Source organism: Brevibacterium sp. HMSC063G07 (genome assembly GCF_001810665.1).
Taxonomy (GTDB): domain Bacteria; phylum Actinomycetota; class Actinomycetes; order Actinomycetales; family Brevibacteriaceae; genus Brevibacterium.
Genome location: NZ_KV802348.1, coordinates 114,900 through 132,745, shown reverse-complemented (window position 1 = coordinate 132,745; position 17,846 = coordinate 114,900). Strand labels below are relative to the sequence as shown.

Annotated in this window: 20 protein-coding genes; 13 read left to right on the top strand and 7 right to left on the bottom strand. The window is 61.9% G+C overall.

Features of this window, described 5'->3' with window-relative positions; genetic code table 11:
• The first annotated feature begins 52 nt into the window (after positions 1-52).
• From HMPREF2757_RS05245 to HMPREF2757_RS05225, 5 genes are all read left to right on the top strand, one after another.
• Positions 53-1,558 (top strand): MFS transporter, encoded by a 1,506-nt coding sequence (locus tag HMPREF2757_RS05245; RefSeq protein ID WP_070573981.1) that lies wholly within the window; start codon positions 53-55, stop codon positions 1,556-1,558.
• An 85-nt stretch (positions 1,559-1,643) separates the two neighbouring features.
• Positions 1,644-2,924: a dicarboxylate/amino acid:cation symporter gene (locus HMPREF2757_RS05240; RefSeq protein WP_070573980.1), complete on the top strand. Its 1,281-nt coding sequence runs from the start codon at positions 1,644-1,646 to the stop codon at positions 2,922-2,924.
• Positions 2,924-3,337: a YchJ family protein gene (locus HMPREF2757_RS05235; RefSeq protein ID WP_070573978.1), complete on the top strand. Its 414-nt coding sequence runs from the start codon at positions 2,924-2,926 to the stop codon at positions 3,335-3,337. Before HMPREF2757_RS05240 ends, HMPREF2757_RS05235 begins: the two co-directional genes overlap by 1 nt.
• Positions 3,338-3,341: 4 nt before the next feature.
• Positions 3,342-3,992, top strand: a complete 651-nt coding sequence (locus tag HMPREF2757_RS05230; protein WP_070574058.1) for a phosphoribosylanthranilate isomerase — start codon at positions 3,342-3,344, stop codon at positions 3,990-3,992.
• Positions 3,993-4,099: 107 nt separating this feature from the next.
• Positions 4,100-4,945 (top strand): poly(ethylene terephthalate) hydrolase family protein, encoded by an 846-nt coding sequence (locus HMPREF2757_RS05225; protein WP_070573976.1) that lies wholly within the window; start codon positions 4,100-4,102, stop codon positions 4,943-4,945.
• Positions 4,946-5,022: 77 nt separating this feature from the next.
• Here HMPREF2757_RS05225 and HMPREF2757_RS05220 read toward each other — a convergent pair whose 3' ends face one another.
• On the bottom strand, positions 5,023-6,000 hold the full coding sequence (locus HMPREF2757_RS05220; RefSeq protein ID WP_256278265.1) for an aldo/keto reductase: 978 nt from the start codon (positions 5,998-6,000) through the stop codon (positions 5,023-5,025).
• 92 nt (positions 6,001-6,092) lie between these two features.
• Between HMPREF2757_RS05220 and HMPREF2757_RS05215 the strand changes: the two genes are divergently transcribed.
• From HMPREF2757_RS05215 to HMPREF2757_RS05200, 4 genes are all read left to right on the top strand, one after another.
• On the top strand, positions 6,093-6,350 hold the full coding sequence (locus tag HMPREF2757_RS05215; RefSeq protein WP_070573972.1) for a hypothetical protein: 258 nt from the start codon (positions 6,093-6,095) through the stop codon (positions 6,348-6,350).
• Between the two features lie 127 nt (positions 6,351-6,477).
• Positions 6,478-8,484 (top strand): BCCT family transporter, encoded by a 2,007-nt coding sequence (locus tag HMPREF2757_RS05210; RefSeq protein WP_070573970.1) that lies wholly within the window; start codon positions 6,478-6,480, stop codon positions 8,482-8,484.
• 73 nt (positions 8,485-8,557) lie between these two features.
• Positions 8,558-8,926, top strand: coding sequence for a DUF488 domain-containing protein (locus tag HMPREF2757_RS05205; protein WP_070573968.1), 369 nt, complete (start codon positions 8,558-8,560; stop codon positions 8,924-8,926).
• A gap of 40 nt (positions 8,927-8,966) precedes the next feature.
• Positions 8,967-9,488, top strand: a complete 522-nt coding sequence (locus HMPREF2757_RS05200; protein ID WP_070573966.1) for an O-acetyl-ADP-ribose deacetylase — start codon at positions 8,967-8,969, stop codon at positions 9,486-9,488.
• A 166-nt stretch (positions 9,489-9,654) separates the two neighbouring features.
• Here the strand turns inward: HMPREF2757_RS05200 and HMPREF2757_RS05195 are convergent, their stop codons facing one another.
• Positions 9,655-10,170: an adenine phosphoribosyltransferase gene (locus tag HMPREF2757_RS05195; protein ID WP_070573964.1), complete on the bottom strand. Its 516-nt coding sequence runs from the start codon at positions 10,168-10,170 to the stop codon at positions 9,655-9,657.
• Between the two features lie 95 nt (positions 10,171-10,265).
• Here HMPREF2757_RS05195 and HMPREF2757_RS05190 point away from each other — a divergent pair, with 95 nt between their 5' ends.
• The 4 genes from HMPREF2757_RS05190 to tpx all read left to right on the top strand — a co-directional run bounded on the left by HMPREF2757_RS05190 (position 10,266) and on the right by tpx (position 13,047).
• Positions 10,266-11,066: an alpha/beta fold hydrolase gene (locus HMPREF2757_RS05190; RefSeq protein ID WP_070573962.1), complete on the top strand. Its 801-nt coding sequence runs from the start codon at positions 10,266-10,268 to the stop codon at positions 11,064-11,066.
• Between the two features lie 83 nt (positions 11,067-11,149).
• Positions 11,150-12,055 (top strand): sulfurtransferase, encoded by a 906-nt coding sequence (locus HMPREF2757_RS05185; RefSeq protein ID WP_070573960.1) that lies wholly within the window; start codon positions 11,150-11,152, stop codon positions 12,053-12,055.
• Complete coding sequence (locus tag HMPREF2757_RS05180; RefSeq protein ID WP_070573958.1) at positions 12,052-12,492, top strand: SufE family protein; 441 nt, start codon at positions 12,052-12,054, stop codon at positions 12,490-12,492. Before HMPREF2757_RS05185 ends, HMPREF2757_RS05180 begins: the two co-directional genes overlap by 4 nt.
• A 57-nt stretch (positions 12,493-12,549) precedes the next feature.
• A complete protein-coding gene (gene tpx, locus HMPREF2757_RS05175) occupies positions 12,550-13,047 on the top strand; it encodes a thiol peroxidase (RefSeq protein ID WP_070573956.1) in 498 nt (165 codons plus the stop codon).
• A gap of 87 nt (positions 13,048-13,134) precedes the next feature.
• Here tpx and HMPREF2757_RS05170 read toward each other — a convergent pair whose 3' ends face one another.
• From HMPREF2757_RS05170 to HMPREF2757_RS05150, 5 genes are all read right to left on the bottom strand, one after another.
• A complete protein-coding gene (locus HMPREF2757_RS05170) occupies positions 13,135-14,049 on the bottom strand; it encodes a patatin-like phospholipase family protein (protein WP_070573954.1) in 915 nt (304 codons plus the stop codon).
• Complete coding sequence (locus HMPREF2757_RS05165) at positions 14,046-14,756, bottom strand: PIG-L deacetylase family protein (protein ID WP_070573952.1); 711 nt, start codon at positions 14,754-14,756, stop codon at positions 14,046-14,048. The genes HMPREF2757_RS05170 and HMPREF2757_RS05165 overlap by 4 nt, the downstream gene beginning before the upstream one ends.
• Positions 14,757-14,868: 112 nt before the next feature.
• Entirely contained in the window at positions 14,869-16,635 is a 1,767-nt protein-coding gene (locus HMPREF2757_RS05160) for an N-acetylmuramoyl-L-alanine amidase (RefSeq protein WP_070573951.1), read from the bottom strand.
• A 328-nt stretch (positions 16,636-16,963) separates the two neighbouring features.
• Positions 16,964-17,287 carry a putative quinol monooxygenase gene (locus tag HMPREF2757_RS05155; protein WP_070573950.1) on the bottom strand — a complete coding sequence of 108 codons (324 nt, stop codon included), beginning with the start codon at positions 17,285-17,287 and terminating at the stop codon, positions 16,964-16,966.
• Between the two features lie 48 nt (positions 17,288-17,335).
• Positions 17,336-17,728 (bottom strand): LapA family protein, encoded by a 393-nt coding sequence (locus tag HMPREF2757_RS05150; RefSeq protein ID WP_070573948.1) that lies wholly within the window; start codon positions 17,726-17,728, stop codon positions 17,336-17,338.
• Positions 17,729-17,846 lie beyond the last annotated feature (118 nt).

Sequence of the window (17,846 nt, the reverse complement as noted above, 5' to 3'; positions counted from 1 at the left end):
TCGTCACTGCTCTCCGTTACAGTGATTGATGTCTCGAAACAGGAAGGTTTGTATGAGTTCTGACAGCAGCTCAGAAGAATTGCTCGCATCAGACTACGCACGCGAAGCCGAAGACCACGCGGCTGATCCAAAGGTTGTCCGCAGGGCAACAGCAGCCTCGGCCATCGGCAATATGACCGAGTGGTACGACTACGGCGTCTACGCGATCGCCGCAACGTACATCGCCCATCACTTCTTCGATGCACTCGGCGAATACCAGATCATGGCCACCATGGCGACGTACGCCATTTCCTTCCTGGCGAGACCCCTGGGCGGATTCTTCTGGGGGCCCATGGGCGACAAGATCGGCCGCAAGGGCGTGCTGGCCGCCACGATTCTGCTCATGGCCGGGGCAACAACCCTCATCGGCCTGCTGCCCACTTATCAGACGATCGGCATCTGGGCGCCCATCCTGCTCATCGTCCTGCGTCTGGTGCAGGGCTTTTCCACCGGCGGTGAGTACGGCGGTGCAGCCACCTACATGGCTGAGTACGCTCCCAACCGCCGTCGCGGCTTCTTCGGTTCGTTCCTCGAGGCGAGCTCGCTGACCGGCTATGTCATCGGTGCGGCACTCATGCTCATCATCCAGTTCACCGTGACCCCGGAGCAGATGGACTCCTTCGGCTGGAGGATCCCGTTCCTCATCGCACTGCCCATGGGCTTCATCGGCTGGTACCTGCGCTCGAAGCTTGAGGACACCCCGGTGTTCAACGAAATCCAGGAAGATCCGGAAGAGGACGACACCTCGACAATGGACCGCTTCCGCGCGGTGTTCAAGGAGTACCGCCGCGACGTCATCATCCTGTTTGCACTCGTTGCAACCGTCAACATGGTCAACTACACACTGCTGACCTACATGCCGTCCTACTTCGAGGCGCAGATCGGCATGGATTCACAGACATCGCTCATCGTGATCCTCGTGGGCGAGCTGTTCATCGTGCTGTTCATGCCGATCTTCGGCGCGGCATCGGACAAGTTCGGCCGTCGCCCGCTGTGGTTCTTCACGACCATTGCGGTGGGCGTTCTGGCCATCCCCATGTTCAAGATGATGTCGCTGGGCTTCGGCTTTGCGCTCGTGGGCTTCGCCGTTCTCGGCATCGCCTACGTACCGATGCTCGCCACGATTTCGGCGACCTTCCCGGCGATGTTCCCCGCACACGTGCGTCTGCTGGGCTTCTCGGTCACCTACAACCTGTCCGTGTCGGCTCTCGGCGGCACGGCCGGCCTGATCAACGAAGCCGGCGTCAAGGCAACAGGCGACCTCCTGTTCCCGGCGTATTACATGATCCTCGCCTGCGTCATCGGTCTGGTGGCCACGTGGTTCATGCCAGAAACTGCGGGTGCTTCGATTCACGGCCGCCAGCAGCCCGGCACTATCGGCACGCGCGTTATGCCGCAGTCTCCCGCGGACAAGGCGCTGGCTGAGGGACGCCAGCCCGACCAGCGCGACATGACGCATGACGAAATGGTCGAAGAGGCCGAACGGGTCGCAGAAGAAGACGAGTCCAGCGGTGGCTGAGTGCACCAGCCGCACAGGGTTTTCCTAGAATCCTGTGTATTCCCCTCATCCGCCTCTTTGCCCACCGCAGAAAGCACAACGACCAATGAAGCTGTCCCGATCACTCCCGCTGCTGGTGTGGATCGTCATCGCGATCGTCCTCGGAATCCTTACCGGCCCAATCCTGCCGGAATGGCTCGGCGGAATCTCCGCCACCTACAATTCGGTGTTCTCGGGACTGCTGGCGTTCGTGGTGCCGCTGATCATCTTCGGTCTTGTCGCCCCGGCGATTGCGGAACTGGGCAAAGGGGGAGGCAAGCAGCTGGGCCTGACCGCGGGAATCGCCTACACCTCGACCTTCATTGCGGGCCTGCTGGCCTACTTCACCGCCAGCTGGCTGTTCCGCTCTTCACTTGAGGGTACTGACATCAAGGGCATTGCAGAAGCAGAGGGGGACGGCTTCGAACCCTACTTCACGGTGGTCAGCGCACCCACTGAAGTAGATGCCGCTGATCCGACGGCAGCTGCGGAAGTCGCCACCGAAATCGTGCTCGAACCCGTCATCGGCGTTATGAGCGCCCTCGTTCTGGCGATCATCATCGGCGCTGGCCTGACGGGGTTCCGCAGCCGGGTTCTCTACCGCGGCGCAATCGAGTTCCGCTCGATTGTCGAAAGCCTCATCCGCAACGTCATCGTCCCGGCCCTGCCGCTGTTCATCTTCGGCATATTCGCGGACCTGTCCCACAGCGGTGCAGCCGTCATCGTGGTGCAGAAGTTCCTGCTGGTGGTCATCGTGTCGTTCGCGCTGACCGTGCTGATGCTGCTCATCCAGTACACCGCGGCCGGAGCGATTGCCGGGCGCAATCCGCTCAAATCCCTGTGGAACATGCGCGATGCCTACTTCACCGCTCTGGGAACATCGTCTTCGGCCGCCACGATCCCGGTGACCCTGCGCTCGGCGAAGAAGAACGGGGTGTCCGACACTGTGGCCGGTTTCGTCGTTCCCCTGTGCGCAACCGTCCACCTGTCCGGTTCGATGATCAAGATCACGTGCTTCTCCATGGCGGTTCTCATGATCACCGGCGGTGATACGGCGTTCCTCACGTATCTTCCGTTCATTCTCATGCTGGGAGTGATGATGATTGCCGCACCGGGCGTTCCCGGTGGCGCGATTGCCGCTGCGGCCGGTCTTCTCACTCAGATGCTCGGCTTTGGGCAGATGGAAGTCGGTCTCATGTTCGCCGCCTACATAGCGCTGGACAGCTTCGGAACTGCGGCAAATGTCACCGGCGACGGTGCGATTGCCATGATCGTCGATAAGATCGGCGGTCGCCGCGCAGAAGGTTCGGGCCAAGACGAAAACGACCGGATCATAGAAGCCAGCTGATGATTCCACGCCCTACCTCTGACGTGTGCCCATGCGGCGGCCTGCCCCGCGGGAGTGCCCTGGGCGAGTGCTGTCTGCCTCTGCTTGAGGGAACTCGTACAGCGGACACGGCTGAGGCGCTCATGCGCTCGCGGTTTACGGCTTTTGCCTTAGGCGATGCCGATTACCTGTTCCGCACGTGGCATCCCCGCACCAGGCCGGCTGATACTCAGCCGGATGCCGAGGTGGAGTGGACTTCTCTTGACATCCTCGACGCGGTCGACGGGGGAGTGTGCGATCAGACGGGGGTCGTCGAGTTCGCGGCCCACTATCGTGAAAACGGACGGCCAGGCACCATGCGGGAGCGCTCGTCTTTTGCTGTCCGCGCCGGCCGTTGGTTCTACGTTGACGGTGAACACGAAAGCGCAGGCTGAAACTGTGACCGACTCCCTTTTCGTCAAAATCTGCGGTGTGCGAACACGTGAGGACGTGCGGGCAGCTGTCGAAGCGGGTGCGGACGCGATGGGCATCATGCACTACGCGCCATCGCCTCGGCACGTGGACGAGGACACCGCGAAACAGATTGTCACGTGGATTCACGAGGCGGGGTCAGCACTCGCTGTTCTCGTGGTCTTCGACATGGACGCGGCTGATGCTGCTTCTATGGCTCAGCGGATCGGCGCTGATGCTCTGCAGCTGCATGGCCACTACGAGCACTCTGATTTCACTGCCGCACGCGCTGCGGCACCGGGTCTGAAGCTGTGGCGTGCTGTGTCGCTCGCTCACGACCCTGAAGCCCGCGCCGGTGCCTATGGTGACGACCTCCTGCTGCTTGATGCTCCCGCGCCGGGTGCAGGCCAGCGCTGGGACCAAACACAGCTGCACGAACGCGACCGCGGGCCGTTTGTCCTCGCCGGAGGCCTGACACCCGACAACGTCGCGCAAGCTGCGGCTTCATCGGGGGCGATCGGCGTCGATGTGTCATCCGGCGTGGAATCCAGTCGGGGAGTGAAGGATCCCGAACTCATTCGGGCCTTTATCGAAAAGGCGCGGACCGTGCGGAAGCAGGCGGCGCCTCGTCAGTCCTGAGCCTTCCAGTACAGCCGGGCGGACCAACACGCCCGGTCGGCACTTCAGCCGAAAACGAGCAGGCGAGCGTTACATTGAATGGGTCTTCCCCACATTCCAGGAGTGCCATGTCCGGCAGGTTCGTCAGCAGACGATCATTTGCACTCGGCAGCCTCGCAGCCGCCGCACTGACAGTCATGCCCGCTGCCCGCACACAGCCGGGACAGTTCGGTGCGGTCAGCGCTTCCGCCGCTGATGTGCGCGTTCCCGGACCCCACAAACTCCTCCAGTCGCGCCTGGTCAGGACACCCGGCTACGGCGCTGCCACCCTTTTCTGGCCCCGAGAACCGCAGAACCGCTGCCCCGTGGTCGTGACCTTCCCCGGCTATACGGGCAGGGCGGAGGAAATGCACATCATCGGCAAACGGCTTGCCACCCACGGCTGTGCGGTTCTTGCCGCCGGTTCAACCGAACCGAAGGCGTTTCCGGAAAACCGAGCCGAACAGATCCTCAGAGCACTCGACGACGCGCGCGGCCGCGGTGAATGGGCAAGCGTCATCGACCCTGCGAAAACCGCTTTCGTCGGCTATTCCATGGGCGGGGGAGGATCCTTGATCGCCGCGGAGCGCGAAAGCGTCTCCGCGGTCGTCGCCCTCAACCCGTGGGCCAAGCGCGGCTTCAGCAAGGTCACAGCGCCGGTGCTCATTGTCGGCGGCAGCAACGACACGGTCGCACCCATGAGCGAACACGCCCGGCCCATCTACACCAGCATGAAGAAGTCGCGGCAGCGCGCGATGCTCACCCGGATTGCCGGCCGACACGACAGCGGAATCATCAACGACCCGCGCATTCTGTCGCGCATCACGGCGTTCATCAAAGTGCACGCCGCGGGTGAAGCCGCCTACCGGCCAGCCCTCACGGCCGAAGCAGAGCCACTGACCCGCTGGCAGATCGACCCTGCACCGGGTGCGTAAAGTCTGTCGGGCAGCCGGATGCTTCGGCACTGTCCGTGCAGAGCGCCCCGTCTTGCACAGCACTCTGCCTTACGGATTCAGCTGAAGATCTCGTCCAGCTGAGCTTTGGCGCTGTCGTCAAGGCGCTCCTTGGCCGCGAGCGCACCCATATTGTCCTTGACCTGGTCGACGGAGCTTGCTCCCGTGATGACCGTCGAAACACGCGGGTTCTTGAGCAGCCAGGCCAATGACAGCTGCGCCGGTGTGACATTGAGGTCGCGGGCCATGTCGACAACGCGGCGCACCCGGTCAGCGGTTTCCCGCTTTGCGGACTCTTCGGCCAAATGGCTGTGGCCTTGTGCCGTCGCACGTGAACCTTCGGGAACGCCGTCGAGGTACTTGCCTGTGAGGATGCCGCCTGCAAGCGGGCTCCACGTGGTCAGACCCAGCCCGATGTCGTCATAGAGGCGCGCGTATTCGTCTTCCACGCGGGTGCGGTTGAGCAGGTTGTACTGCGGCTGTTCCATGTAGGGCTTGTGCAGGTGGTGGCGCTCTGCGATTTCGTAGGCGCCGCGGATCTCCTCGGCAGACCATTCGGAGGTTCCCCAGTAGAGAGCCTTGCCGCTGGAGACGATGTCACTCATCGCCCACACCGTTTCCTCCAGGGTCGTCTCCGGGTCTGGACGGTGGCAGAAGACAAGGTCGACGAAGTCAAGCCCCAAGCGCTCAAGCGAGCCGTCAATGCCCTGCATCAGATACTTGCGGTTGAGGGTGTTCTTGAGATTGACGTTGTCCTCAATGCCCCAGAACAGCTTGGTCGAAATGACATAGGAATTGCGCTTCCAGCCGAGCTCTTCAATAGCCCGGCCCATGATCTCTTCGGACTTCCCACCGGCATAGACCTCGGCGTTGTCGAAGAAGTTCACACCCGCCTCGGCAGCTGTCTGCATGCACTCTTTGGCAAGACCGGTGTCGATGGAATCGCCGAATGTGACCCACGAACCGAACGACAGTTCGCTCACTTTGAGGCCCGCACGGCCCAGGCGGTTGTACTTCATCTGCGTGCTATCACTCATACGCCCAGCCTAGGTGCGCATCGGGCAGAATGTCAGCCGCGCTGTGGGGTCGCCTGGGAGCTGCGCGCGGCGTTTGCTTGAATAGAAAGGTGATGAAGACAGATGTAAACATCCGCCCGTTCACAGAAACCGCACCCGCTGCGTTCAGCCGCGAGCAGTTCGCCGAGGAATTCGGCATTCCCGAAAGCGCCTGCGAAGAGTTCATTCGACTGGCTGTTCTCAACGACAGCTTCGCCTACGACGCACAAACGGACGTCTTTTCCGAAAAAGCCCCGCGCGAAGACTACGCCCCCTGGGTGCGCGGCCTCCTCAACTACAACCGGGCCCGCCAGAGGGCGGCAGCTGTCTGACTCAGCTCAGCGAACAACCCCAAGGCACGAGGCGGAAGGCGACTTCCGCCTCGTGCTTCTGTTCTGCTTTCCTCTCCGAAAAACGGTGTCCTTGCAATAGTTCTGCGGTTTCCTAAGGTAGAAAACTATGAACGACAAACCACAGACGCCTTCGAAAGCAGAGGACACTCCGCCGGAAAAGCCCCACGGCAAGCTCGATAAGACCCTGCGTGCGGGCAAGAAGATCTTCCAACCGCCAAAATATCCGCACGGGGTTCACCCCGCCCTGGTGCCCGGCGTGTCCATCGAAGATCAGCGCGTCCGCTACGGCATTGACAAGCCGATTCTTGTGGTTGTCGGTGCGCTGATCATTGCATTCGTGGCCTGGGGCATTGTTCAGCCAGAAGCTGTGAAGAGCATCTCCGGCACCATGCTCACCTGGACTATGCAGAACCTCGGCTGGATATTCACGGTGATCGCAGCCGGTCTGCTCGTCTTCCTGTTGGTGCTGGCCTTCAGCCGAGCCGGCTGCATTCCCCTTGGGCTCGACGGCGAAAAGCCCGAATTCTCCACCGGTTCGTGGGCGGCCATGCTGTTTGCGGCAGGAATCGGCATTGCGCTGATCTTCTTCGGCCCCTATGAACCGCTGCTGCATTACCTTCAGCCGCGGCCGAACGCATATGAAGGCGGCACTGACCCCGCGATCGTCGGCGGTCTCGTGCAGACAGCGCTGCACTGGGGCCTCAACGCGTGGGCCATCTACGCGATTGTCGGCCTGGCTGTTGCCTACTTCTCGTTCCGCCGCGGCCGTGTGCCGCTTATGTCGTCCATCCTCAGCTTCATCACGGGTGACTCGAACTCGCTGGGTTCGAGGATCATCGACGGTCTGGCTATCATCGCGACCCTGTTCGGAACCGCCGCCTCGCTGGGCATCGGCGCACTGCAGATCGCCCGCGGCGCAGAGGTTGTCACCGGCTGGAACACGACCGGCAACACGATCGCCATTCTCATCATCATGGTGCTGACAATCGGCACCATCATATCCGCAGTATCCGGTGTTTCGAAGGGCATTCGCCTGCTGTCGAACACCAATATGTGGCTGTCGGTGGGCCTGGCGTTCTTCTTCCTCATCGTCGGTCCCACTGCGTTCCTGCTCAACGTCGTACCGGGTGTTGTCATCGACTACGTGGGCGAACTGCCGACAATGCTGGCACGCAACATGTCCGAAGGCGACGACACGGAAGAGTTCCTGACCAACTGGACGATCTTCTACTGGGCGTGGTGGGTCAGCTGGTCGCCGTTCGTCGGCATCTTCACCGCGAAGATCTCCCGTGGTCGCACCATCCGCCAGTTCGTCATGGGCGTGCTGCTCATCCCATCGTCGATCATCGTGCTCGCATTCACCATCCTGGGCGGCACCGCGATCTACCTTGAACACACTGCGGGCGCAGTCACCGGCGGAACCGGTGAAATGCCCGCACCGGAAGAGACCATCTTCATTGTCCTCGACCACCTGCCCGGCGGGCAGATTGTGGCGCCGCTGCTTATGTTCATGCTGGCGATTTTCTTCATCACAACCGCTGATTCAGCATCGCTGGTCAACTCGCAGCTTGCGCAGAAGGGCAATCCCTTCCCACGCCGCGGTGTGACCGTGTTCTGGTCGCTGTGCATGGCGGGAATCGCCATCGTGATCTTGCTGACCGGGGGAGACGACGCTCTGACCGGCCTGCAGAACCTCATCGTCATCACAGCGCTTCCGTTCTCGGTGATCATCGTGCTCATGTGCGTTGGACTGTGGAAGGCACTGCGCAGCGACCCACGCACGTACCGGCAGAACTACCAGCGCAAAATCCTCGACAGCGCCGTGCGCTACGGGCTGGAGAACTACGGCGATAACTTTGCCGTCAAAGTTGTGCAGACCGAACCGAACTCGGAGTACTCCGCCGGGTACGGGTTCGATTCGACATCGCCAGAAGCCACCGACTGGTACCAGCGAACCGATTCCGAGGGCAATCCGGTGCCATACGACTACGAAACCGGCGAATACCTCGACCCGCACGGACAGCTTGACTCCATGACAAAGGAACAGCGCCGCGAACGCGCCAAACTGGAAAAGGAAGCACGCAAGCGTGCCAAGCGCATGAACAAGCGCTGAGCCGTGTCCGCTCGCCTCACCCGGGGTGCAGCGAGGCACTGGGAATCAGAAAAGCACAGTGAAAGGAGCCGCAATGGCTGAGCTCAGTTCGAAGTGGACCTTCCGGCGGACCTACGGAGAAGAGTCCGAGACAAAGGGCACCCGTGTCCTCGTGGATCGCATGTGGCCCCGAGGCATCAAGAAAGAAGACCTCAACATCGACGAGTGGGCCAAAGACGCTGCCCCCAGCAGCCAGCTGCGGTCGTGGTTCCACGATGACCGCGAAGGCCGCTGGCAGGAATTCCAAAGCCGGTACCGGGCGGAGCTCGATGAGAACAGCGAAGCCGCAGCCCTTGCCGAGCGGCTTTCCCACAGCGCCCACGTCACCCTGCTGACAGCCGCCAAAGACGTTGAGCACTCCCACGTGCCCGTACTTGCCCAGTGGCTGCAGGACAGCGTCTGAAACGGTCAGCCGTTTTCGACCGCACAGAGGAGCGATAGGCATGGAACTGATCATTGAACCGGGCGATATCACTGAGCAGAAAGTCGACGCGATCGTCAACGCGGCAAACTCCACGCTCATGGGCGGTGGAGGCGTTGACGGTGCGATTCACCGCGCGGGAGGGCCCGCGATTCTGACCGAGTGCAAACAGCTGCGTGAGCAGTCGTACCCTGATGGGCTGCCGGCGGGCCAGGCTGCCGCAACAACCGGGGGAGAGCTTTCCGCATCCTGGGTGATCCACACCGTCGGTCCGGTGTACGCGAAGAAAGAAGACCGTTCGGCGACACTGGCGTCTGCTTACCGCGAATCGCTGCGCGAAGCCAAGCGGCTTGGCGCGCACAGTGTTGCGTTTCCGGCCATCTCCGCCGGTGTGTACGGCTGGCCCATGGACGATGCCGCCCGCATTGCGGTCGAAACCGTCAAGAGTACGGATGACGAGGTCGGGGACACCGTGAGTCGGGTTGTGTTTGTGCCCTTCGGGGAGAAAGCTGAACGCGCTTTCCGCGCTCAACTCGATTCTTGACGCACCGACTGCAGTTCGACGCTCTGGGCAGCGCGCCGTCCCATCGCAGGTTCACGCTGTAATGCAGGTTTGCGCGTTAATGCGCTGCATCAGCGCGTGAATCTGCACTACAGCGCAAACCTGGCTTCGAGAGGGCGGGCAGCACCAAGGGGGTCCGCACCGACGGTCACACAGCGAACAGCGAATGCACGTTCGGGACTCGCCTATGGCCCTCAAGATCCTGCAGCTCCAGCAGGACGGACGTTCCGACTGTCTGTGCTCCCAGCGTGCTGATGAGCTCCAGGCCCGCGGCGAGCGTTCCGCCGGTGGCGAGGATGTCGTCGATGAGCAGCACTCGAACTCCGGGGGCCAGTTGGTCGCTTGCTTCGATTGCCGCCGAACCGTATTCGAGGTCGTAGTCAACCCGCGCAGCGGCGATCGGCAGTTTGCCGGCTTTGCGCAGCGGCACAAAGCCCGTGCCCGTCAGGGCGGCTGCGACACCGGCGAAGATGAATCCGCGCGCCTCGATTCCTGCTACAACATCGAACTGTCCGGCAAACGGCTCAACCATGAGTTCGGCCGCCCTGCGCAGCGCCCAGGCATCAGCCAGCAGCGGCGTAATGTCCTGGAACTGGATGCCCTCGGACGGGTAGTCCGGAATGACGCGAATATACGAGCTCAAGCGAGAAAGATCATCAGTCACGCCCCGCAGTCTAGCGGCGGGGCCCACCGGCACCTCGCCCGCGGAGCGGCTGCGGACGACTAAGATCGAACACTGGATCAGTTTAGGGAGGCCCCATGCAGTTGTCCTACACCGCCTACGGCACGACCGGACCGGCAGTCGTCTTCCTCCACGGCCTGATGGGCCGCGGACGCAACTTTCTCACCGCCGCCAAGGCGCTTGAAGATCAGTACCGCTGCTTCCTGGTGGATCTGCCCAATCACGGCAGCTCGCCGTGGACCGAGGATTTCAACTACGAGGACATGGCCCAAGCCGTCATAGAGTTCATAGAAACCACGGTGCGTCCCGAAACCGGTGAAGAATCAGTGGTGCTGCTGGGACATTCGATGGGAGCGAAGACGGCAATGGTCGCAGCCTTGCGCAAACCGCAGCTGTTTAAGTCGCTGATTGTCGAAGACATGTCGCCGGTCAGTTCGGAGGACTCCAACTTTGTGCCGCTGCTGAGCGCACTGGCCGGCCTCGACCTCGCCGCGCTTGAAAGCCGCAGCCAAGCCGATGCTGAACTCGAAAAAGCCGGTGTGTCTGACTCCACTGTCCGCGGTTTTCTGCTGCAGAATCTGCGCCGGACAGACAGCGGCTTTGAGTTCCAAGCGAACGTCGCCATGCTCAACAGCGCGGTCAGTGACATCAACGCGTTCCCCGATTTCGCCGGCGAGACCTACGACGGTCCCGTCCTGTGGATGGGCGGCGCGAAGTCGAACTACATCCGCGATGAACACGATAAGCCGATGCGGGCCCTCTTCCCGCGAGCACAGAAAGTCATGGTCAAAGACGCCGGCCACTGGGTGCATTCAGAAAAGCCGGAGGAATTCCTGGCGGTGCTTCGCGGTTTCCTTGGGCAGACCGCCGACAGCTGAGGTCGTCCTCAATTGCTTCGACGGCACATATGTCTATTAGGCTAGAAAACAATGACCTATTGTCTAAGCCGTACGGAGGCCCAGTGAACGCTTCACCCGACACGACCGACCCGAAGTTCGCCGACTACGCGCACCCGGAAGCGCTTGTCTCCACCGCGTGGGTGGCAGAGAACCTCAAGACCCCCGGAGTTGTCATCGTCGAATCTGACGAAGACGTCCTGCTCTACGAAAGCGGACACATTCCCGGCGCCGTCAAGATCGATTGGCACACCGAACTGAACGACCAGGTGATTCGCGACTACGTGCAGGGGCCCGAATTCGCCGAAATGATGAGCTCCAAGGGCATCAGCCGCGACGACACGATCGTCGTCTACGGCGATAAGTCCAACTGGTGGGCCGCATACGCCATGTGGGTGTTCAAGCTCTTCGGCCACGCCGATGTGCGGCTCATGGACGGCGGTCGTGCCAAGTGGGAGGCCGAAGGCCGCGAAATGACGCGCGAGAAGCCGCAGCGTGAACGCTCCGACTACCCGGTTGTGGAGCGCAACGACGCACCCATCCGTGCTCTCCTGCCAGAGGTGCTGGAAGCCATCGGCCAGATCCCGCTGATCGACGTGCGCAGCCCGCAGGAATACACCGGTGAGCGCACCCACATGCCGGACTACCCGGAAGAGGGCGCTCTGCGCGGAGGACATATTCCGACCGCGCACTCCGTTCCGTGGGCAACCGCGGCCAATGACGACGGCACGTTCAAATCGGCTGAGGAACTGCGCAAGATCTACATTGACGATCTCGGATTGGGCAAGACCGATGTGGCCTACGCTTACTGCCGGATCGGCGAACGCTCCAGCCATACCTGGTTTGTCCTGTCTTACCTGCTGGGCTTTGAAAACGTGAAGAACTACGACGGCTCCTGGACCGAGTGGGGCAACGCTATGCGCGTGCCCATTGTTCAGGGAGACCAGCCGGGAGAGGCTCCGCAGAAGTGACCATCCCGCAGGCACTGCAGGAAATCGCCGACGACTTCGGCGCTATGGAGGAAAGCCAGCGGCTGGAGTTGCTGCTGGAATTCAGCGACGAACTGCCGGACCTTCCGCAGCGGCTGAAGGACGACCCGAAGCTTCTCGAGCCGGTTCCGGAGTGCCAGTCGCCGATCTTCATCCGGGTGGAGGTTGACGGCACCCAGCCGGACAGCACTGTGCACCTGTTCTTTTCGGCACCGCCAGAAGCTCCGACCACGCGCGGCTTTGCGGGCATCCTCAACGAAGGGCTCAACGGATCGACCGTGCAGACAGTCCTCGACGTTCCCGCAGATTTCCCGCTTAAGCTCAATATTGAAAAGCAGGTCAGTCCACTTCGGCTGAACGGAATGTCGGGGATGCTCGCCCGCATTCAGCGGCAGGTTCGTGAAAAGGCCGACCAATGACCTCCCGTCCGGTGGTCTGAGCACCGCAGGATCGGCCAATCTACGAAAGGAATTCTCATGGCAGACATCACTTTCCAGAGCAATCCCATCACCACCGTCGGAACGCTCCCCGAGAAGGGCGCGAAAGCTCCTGTGTTCACACTTGTGGGAACGGACCTTTCTGACGTCGCACTGACAGATTTTGGGGGCAAGCAGATTGTCCTCAACATCTTCCCGAGCATTGACACGGGTGTGTGCCAGGCAAGCGTCCGTGCGTTCAACGAGAAGGCCGGCGGCCGTGACAACACGGTCGTTCTCAACGTTTCGAAGGACCTTCCGTTTGCGCAGGAGCGCTTCTGTGCGGCGGAGGGCATCGACAATGTTGTAAGCGGGTCGGCCTTCCGCTCGTCTTTTGGTGAGGACTACGGGGTGACGATGACTTCCGGCCCGCTGCAGGGTCTGCTGTCGCGCGCTGTCGTCGTCGTCGATGCCGAAGGTTCGGTTGTCTACACCGAGCAGGTTCCCGAAATCGGTCAGGAACCGGACTACGAGGCGGCGCTGAGCGCTCTTCAGTAAAGCTCAGTTGGTCAGCACGCGGCTGACGTCGTGGGGTCGGCGGGACTTTTCCCGCCGACCCTTCTGCTTTGCAGGAGCCTCAGAAGCTCAGGCGTAGGGCAGCCCCAGGAATTCCCGCAGCCTTGGAAGTTCGCGCCGGCCGATGAACAGTCCGTGTCGGTGTGCGGCAGCCAGCTGTGAAAGGTTCCGGGTGGAGTTGCCGATGCGCATGATGTCCGGTTCGATGATGAAGGCCTTGCCGTCTGCTTCGAGGTCGAACAGCTGCTTGCGGGTGCTGTTGTAGCGCTGCGCCCGGGTTTCCATGGCTGCGGGAACTGCCGGCAGGCGGCGGAAGATCTGCCGGGTGCTGTGTTTGAACCGTGAGGGCGGTTTGCGGTAGTTCCGCTCTTGGGTGAGAACAAATACGCCCCGGTCGAAGCCTGCGTTGAGCATGGCCGGCAGCGCGATTCCGCCGCCGTCGCCGAGTGCACCGTCCACGTAGAGCGTGCCGTCGACGTCGGTGACAGGCATGACGATGGGCATAGTCGAGGATGCGCGCACTCGCAGCAGGTAGTCGTCCATGGCGGGAAAATCTGCGCGCTGCCATTCGACGGTGGATCCGTCCTCAGCGTTGAAAGCCACTACCGACACCTGCGACGGGTGGGCGCAGAAGGTGTCCCAGTCAAGGGGGAGGGCCTGGTCGGGCAGTGCTGTGTTCTGATAGATGTACTCGGCGTTGAACAGTCCCTGCCCGCGGGCGAAAGTGCGCAGTGAACCGAACTGCGGGTCGGTGGAGAACTCGACAAAGCTGCGTCTGGCCCGCGTGATGTCGCGTGACACCAGGTTCGCGGTGGTCGAACTGCCCGCACTGACCCCGAACGTGTGCGGAAAGTCGATGCCCGCGCGAATGAGCGTGATGGCTATCCCCGCAGAGAACGCCGCTCGCATGCCTCCGCCCTCAAATACGAGTGCCGTGTCGGTGACGCTCGGCTCGGACTCCGGCTGCCAGGGGTTAACAGTCATAGTCGCACCTCGCGCAGCGGCAGGGCAGCTTCAATCCCGAGGCGCCTGCCGGCTTCCTCCGTCACACCTCGGTTGATCTCTTCTGGGCTGGGATGTTCGGGCAGCGCTTCGAGATACTGCGTGTGGGCGGCCAGTGAAGCGATGCCCTTCTGCAGGGGTTCGCCGGATACGTCTACGTAGTGCGTTGGGCGGTTTGCTGCGCAGAAGAGGGCCCGGTCCACCTTCCAACGTTCAAGGTCCAGGTCTTGGAAGATCCAGGGGTTGTCGGCGTCCCGGATTGCATCGATCAAAGCCATTCCGCAGGCGCGATGGTCGACGTGGTTGATGCCGAATCCGACTTCGAGTTCCCACGTCAGAGAGATTGCCATGTGCGGGCGAACCGTGCGGATTCTGCGGGCAATCGCCTTGCGCACACTGTGATCGGGTTCCAGCATTCCGTCGCGAAAGTCGAGGATCTCCAGCGAGGCCGCACCGACGATCTCACAGGCGGCTTTCTGCTCCGTAGCGCGAATATCGGCGGTTCTGCACGGTTCGATTGAGGCGATGCCCGCTTCTCCGGCGGTCAGAAGCAGATAGTGGACGTCAATTCCCTCAGCCGCCCATTTGGCGACTGCTGCCGATGCGCCGTATTCCATGTCGTCCGGGTGGGCGACGACCGCAAGCACCCGTTCAACGCCTTCGGTGTCCAGCTTCGCAAGCTCAGTCATATCAACCACTCTAACCTCCGCCTCGGCGTCGGCCGCAGATGCTCAGCCAAGCCACCGCAGGCAAGTGGGGCGGCAGTTCGCAGAGAACTGCCGCCCCACAGGCTTTATACGATCATTTCTTGTTGTGCTGCTTTACTCCTTCACCCTTCTTCCAGGTGAGGTAGCCGCCTTCGAAGTTGACGCGCTTGTACTTGCCCCACGTGAACTCTTCGGTTGTGGGGTAGCCGAGTTTGCCGCGTTCAAAGCCCTGCTTGGCCCATTCCTTGCGGATACCGGAGTTGTACATGAGCTTGCGCGCACCGACCTTCGGCGACCAGTGGATCGAGCCGTTCTGGAACGCCTGGTAGCAGCCGCCGTCCTTGATGGTGCACGACTCTTCGCCTGTCGGGTAGCCGAGCTTGCCGCGTTCGTAGGCCTGAGCGGCCCACGCCTTCTGAATACCGGAGCCGAACCGGGTGAAGTGGGTGCCTGTCTTGGGGGAGTGGTGCACCGCGCCCTTTTCAAACGCACGGTAGGCGCCGCCGCCGGGCAGTCCACCGTGCTCCTTGCCCGTGGGCTTGCCGGTCTTGGACTTGTTGGCCTCGTGGAACTTCTGGATGGGGCTCTTGGGCTTTTCAGCCGGTGCCGGAGGCTTGCCCTTCTGGAAGCCGATGGCCTTCTTGCGGATGTCACCCAGCTGGCTGTACAGACCGTCGCCGGGGCAGTCGGTGTTGCCGATGTCCCTGTGGCTGGATACGCGCTGCACGGTCATCTTCGCACCCTTGGGGTACTTGCGGGTGGCGCCGCCTGCCGAGGTCAGGGTGACCTTGGAGTCGATCTTCCAGTTCCACTTCGAGGACTGCCAGGCGACGATGCGGGCAACCGAGTTGATTGCTGCCTCAGGCGCCTTCTTCTTGTAGGAGCCGATCACCGAAATGCCGAACGTGCCGCGGTTGACGCTCGATGCGTGGGCACCGATGGCGGCTTTGTCGAGCTTGGGGCGACCCTCGTAGATGTTGCCGTACTTGTCAACGAGCATGTTGTAGCCGATGTCGCACCAGTGACGGCTGCCCTGGTGGTAGGACTGGATACCGCGGAGGATGCCCGGAACCTGCTCCTTGGAGTAGCTGTTCGAGCCTTCCGTGTGGTGGATGATCGTCGCGGTGTTGCGGTTGGTCGTCGAAGTCGAGCAGCGAGCCTTCCGCGCACCCCACTGCTTGCGCGAGAAGTACTTGAAGCCGCCGATGGATGCGGCTTTCTTGGCGTTGAGTTTGCCGCCGGCGATGGGGCCGCTGCCGGCTGCCGAGGTGGAGTCGGCTTCCGGCGCGGACGATGCGGGTTCGTTGAGGTCGGGGGAGGAGAATGTGCCTTCGTCGTTGACGCCGCCGACCATGGTGCGGTCGGCGTCCGTGATCGGGGTGGTCGTGACGGTCACGGTGACGGGTGCGCCCTTGGTGCGCACTTCGATCTTTTCGTTGTAGGCAGCGCTGACGGCTCCCGTGCCGGGGGTGTTGGCCTCGTTCGAGCCGTCGTCGGGGCCTTCGTCAGGGTCGGCCTCGAGTTCCTGCCACATCGACCATTTGAGGCTGTTGGTGACTTTCGAGCGGTACTCGATGGTGGGGTCAGCGTCTGATGACCATGTGGCACCGAAGATGACAACGGAGTTTTCATTGCCCTTGCCGGTTGCGCTGATGAGGGCCGATGTGCCGTCGTCAACTTTCTGTTTGACGGTTTCGACCTTGGGATCCTGCCCGTCGCTGTCCTTTTCCTGCGGAGTGCTGGCGGGGGTCTCCTGCGGTGCCGGTTCGGAGCTGCTGCCGGCGCTCGGCGCCGCGGCAGCGGGCACGGCTACCGCAACGGCGAGCCCAATGGCGCCGAGTGTTGCCGGTAGGTGTCGCATGTGAGTCCTTTTCATGGGGAAGACAAAGGTTTTTCTCACTGTACGGGCTGATAAGCCGCTGTCGGCGTATTGTTGTGGGCGTTTTGCAAAAGAGTCCTAGCCCGTGCCGCGCTGCGCGCACTGTCGAACGGGCCCTCGCCCACGCCCACGGGAAGACGTGCAGTGTTGCACGCACCCTTGAGAGGACAGCCGAGGTGCGGGCAGAGTCCGAAGTGAGCTTCAGCTTGGGCGAGGAAAGCTCGGAAGACTAGGGCACCAGCAGAAACGGGGACCGCGGAAGGTTCCGCGGTCCCCGTCTGTACGCATCGACTGCGTGTGCCCTAAAGGGTCAGTCGACCGAGATTTCGCCCATGCGGTCCCAGTCGCTGCCTTCGACCTTGCGGGACACGATGAGCGGGGTTTCCTTCAGGTGCTGCGGGAAGTCCTGCTGCATCTTCTTGAAGTGCTCCGAATTGACGTGAGTGCTGGCGGCTTCGTCATCGGCAAAGCCCTCGACGAGCACGTATTCATCATCGCGCTCCAGGCTCTTGGACCAGTCGAACCACAGGTTGCCCGGCTCTGCGCGCGTGGCCTCCGTGAATTCGCGGGCGATGTTGGGCCAGTCGGCCACGAACTCGTCTTTGACACGGAATTTGACGACGATGAAGTACATATCCTGTCCTTTCTCAGGGTGTGGCAGATCCTCGGTGGGCCTGCCGTATCAGCGCTTGTTGGCGCGTTTGATCTGCCGGCCGAGGATGAACATGCGGACTGTGCCGAAGATGCCGGCGATGACGATGCCCGCAATTGCGGCAAGCAGAATGGATACGCCCAGCGGCAGGGTGAACTCCCAGCCGAAGTAGTAGAACTGGGTCGGCTCGTTGTTTTGGATGATGAAGATGAGCAGAAGCACCAGAATGAGGGCACCGATGATGAGCGAAGCCCAAATGCCCGCCGACAGTCCGCCGGAAGCCTTCACAGCAGGCGGCGGTGTCTGGGCCTGGGACTGTGCCGGTGTCTGTGCCTGCTGGGGTGCAGTTTCAGCTGCCTGTTCGACGGTTTCGGGGGAGCTGCTTTCAGGAACGGGGGAGTGATCGCCGTTGGGCTGAGTCATGGGGACGTCCTTTCTCTCTGCACCCATTCTTTCATCCGCGCCCGCGCAGGTCAGCTTGTCGGGGCATCGGGTTTGTCACTGTGCACACAGCGCTGAGGGCCGGAAGCGGTGAACTTCC

Coding starts and splice junctions, on each gene's coding strand:
- HMPREF2757_RS05245 (WP_070573981.1), top strand. CDS start 53: ATGAGTTCTGACAGCAGCTCAGAAGAATTGCTCGCATCAGACTACGCA.
- HMPREF2757_RS05240 (WP_070573980.1), top strand. CDS start 1,644: ATGAAGCTGTCCCGATCACTCCCGCTGCTGGTGTGGATCGTCATCGCG.
- HMPREF2757_RS05235 (WP_070573978.1), top strand. CDS start 2,924: ATGATTCCACGCCCTACCTCTGACGTGTGCCCATGCGGCGGCCTGCCC.
- HMPREF2757_RS05225 (WP_070573976.1), top strand. CDS start 4,100: ATGTCCGGCAGGTTCGTCAGCAGACGATCATTTGCACTCGGCAGCCTC.
- HMPREF2757_RS05220 (WP_256278265.1), bottom strand. CDS start 6,000: ATGAGTGATAGCACGCAGATGAAGTACAACCGCCTGGGCCGTGCGGGC.
- HMPREF2757_RS05215 (WP_070573972.1), top strand. CDS start 6,093: ATGAAGACAGATGTAAACATCCGCCCGTTCACAGAAACCGCACCCGCT.
- HMPREF2757_RS05210 (WP_070573970.1), top strand. CDS start 6,478: ATGAACGACAAACCACAGACGCCTTCGAAAGCAGAGGACACTCCGCCG.
- HMPREF2757_RS05205 (WP_070573968.1), top strand. CDS start 8,558: ATGGCTGAGCTCAGTTCGAAGTGGACCTTCCGGCGGACCTACGGAGAA.
- HMPREF2757_RS05200 (WP_070573966.1), top strand. CDS start 8,967: ATGGAACTGATCATTGAACCGGGCGATATCACTGAGCAGAAAGTCGAC.
- HMPREF2757_RS05190 (WP_070573962.1), top strand. CDS start 10,266: ATGCAGTTGTCCTACACCGCCTACGGCACGACCGGACCGGCAGTCGTC.
- tpx (WP_070573956.1), top strand. CDS start 12,550: ATGGCAGACATCACTTTCCAGAGCAATCCCATCACCACCGTCGGAACG.
- HMPREF2757_RS05170 (WP_070573954.1), bottom strand. CDS start 14,049: ATGACTGTTAACCCCTGGCAGCCGGAGTCCGAGCCGAGCGTCACCGAC.
- HMPREF2757_RS05165 (WP_070573952.1), bottom strand. CDS start 14,756: ATGACTGAGCTTGCGAAGCTGGACACCGAAGGCGTTGAACGGGTGCTT.
- HMPREF2757_RS05160 (WP_070573951.1), bottom strand. CDS start 16,635: ATGCGACACCTACCGGCAACACTCGGCGCCATTGGGCTCGCCGTTGCG.
- HMPREF2757_RS05155 (WP_070573950.1), bottom strand. CDS start 17,287: ATGTACTTCATCGTCGTCAAATTCCGTGTCAAAGACGAGTTCGTGGCC.
- HMPREF2757_RS05150 (WP_070573948.1), bottom strand. CDS start 17,728: ATGACTCAGCCCAACGGCGATCACTCCCCCGTTCCTGAAAGCAGCTCC.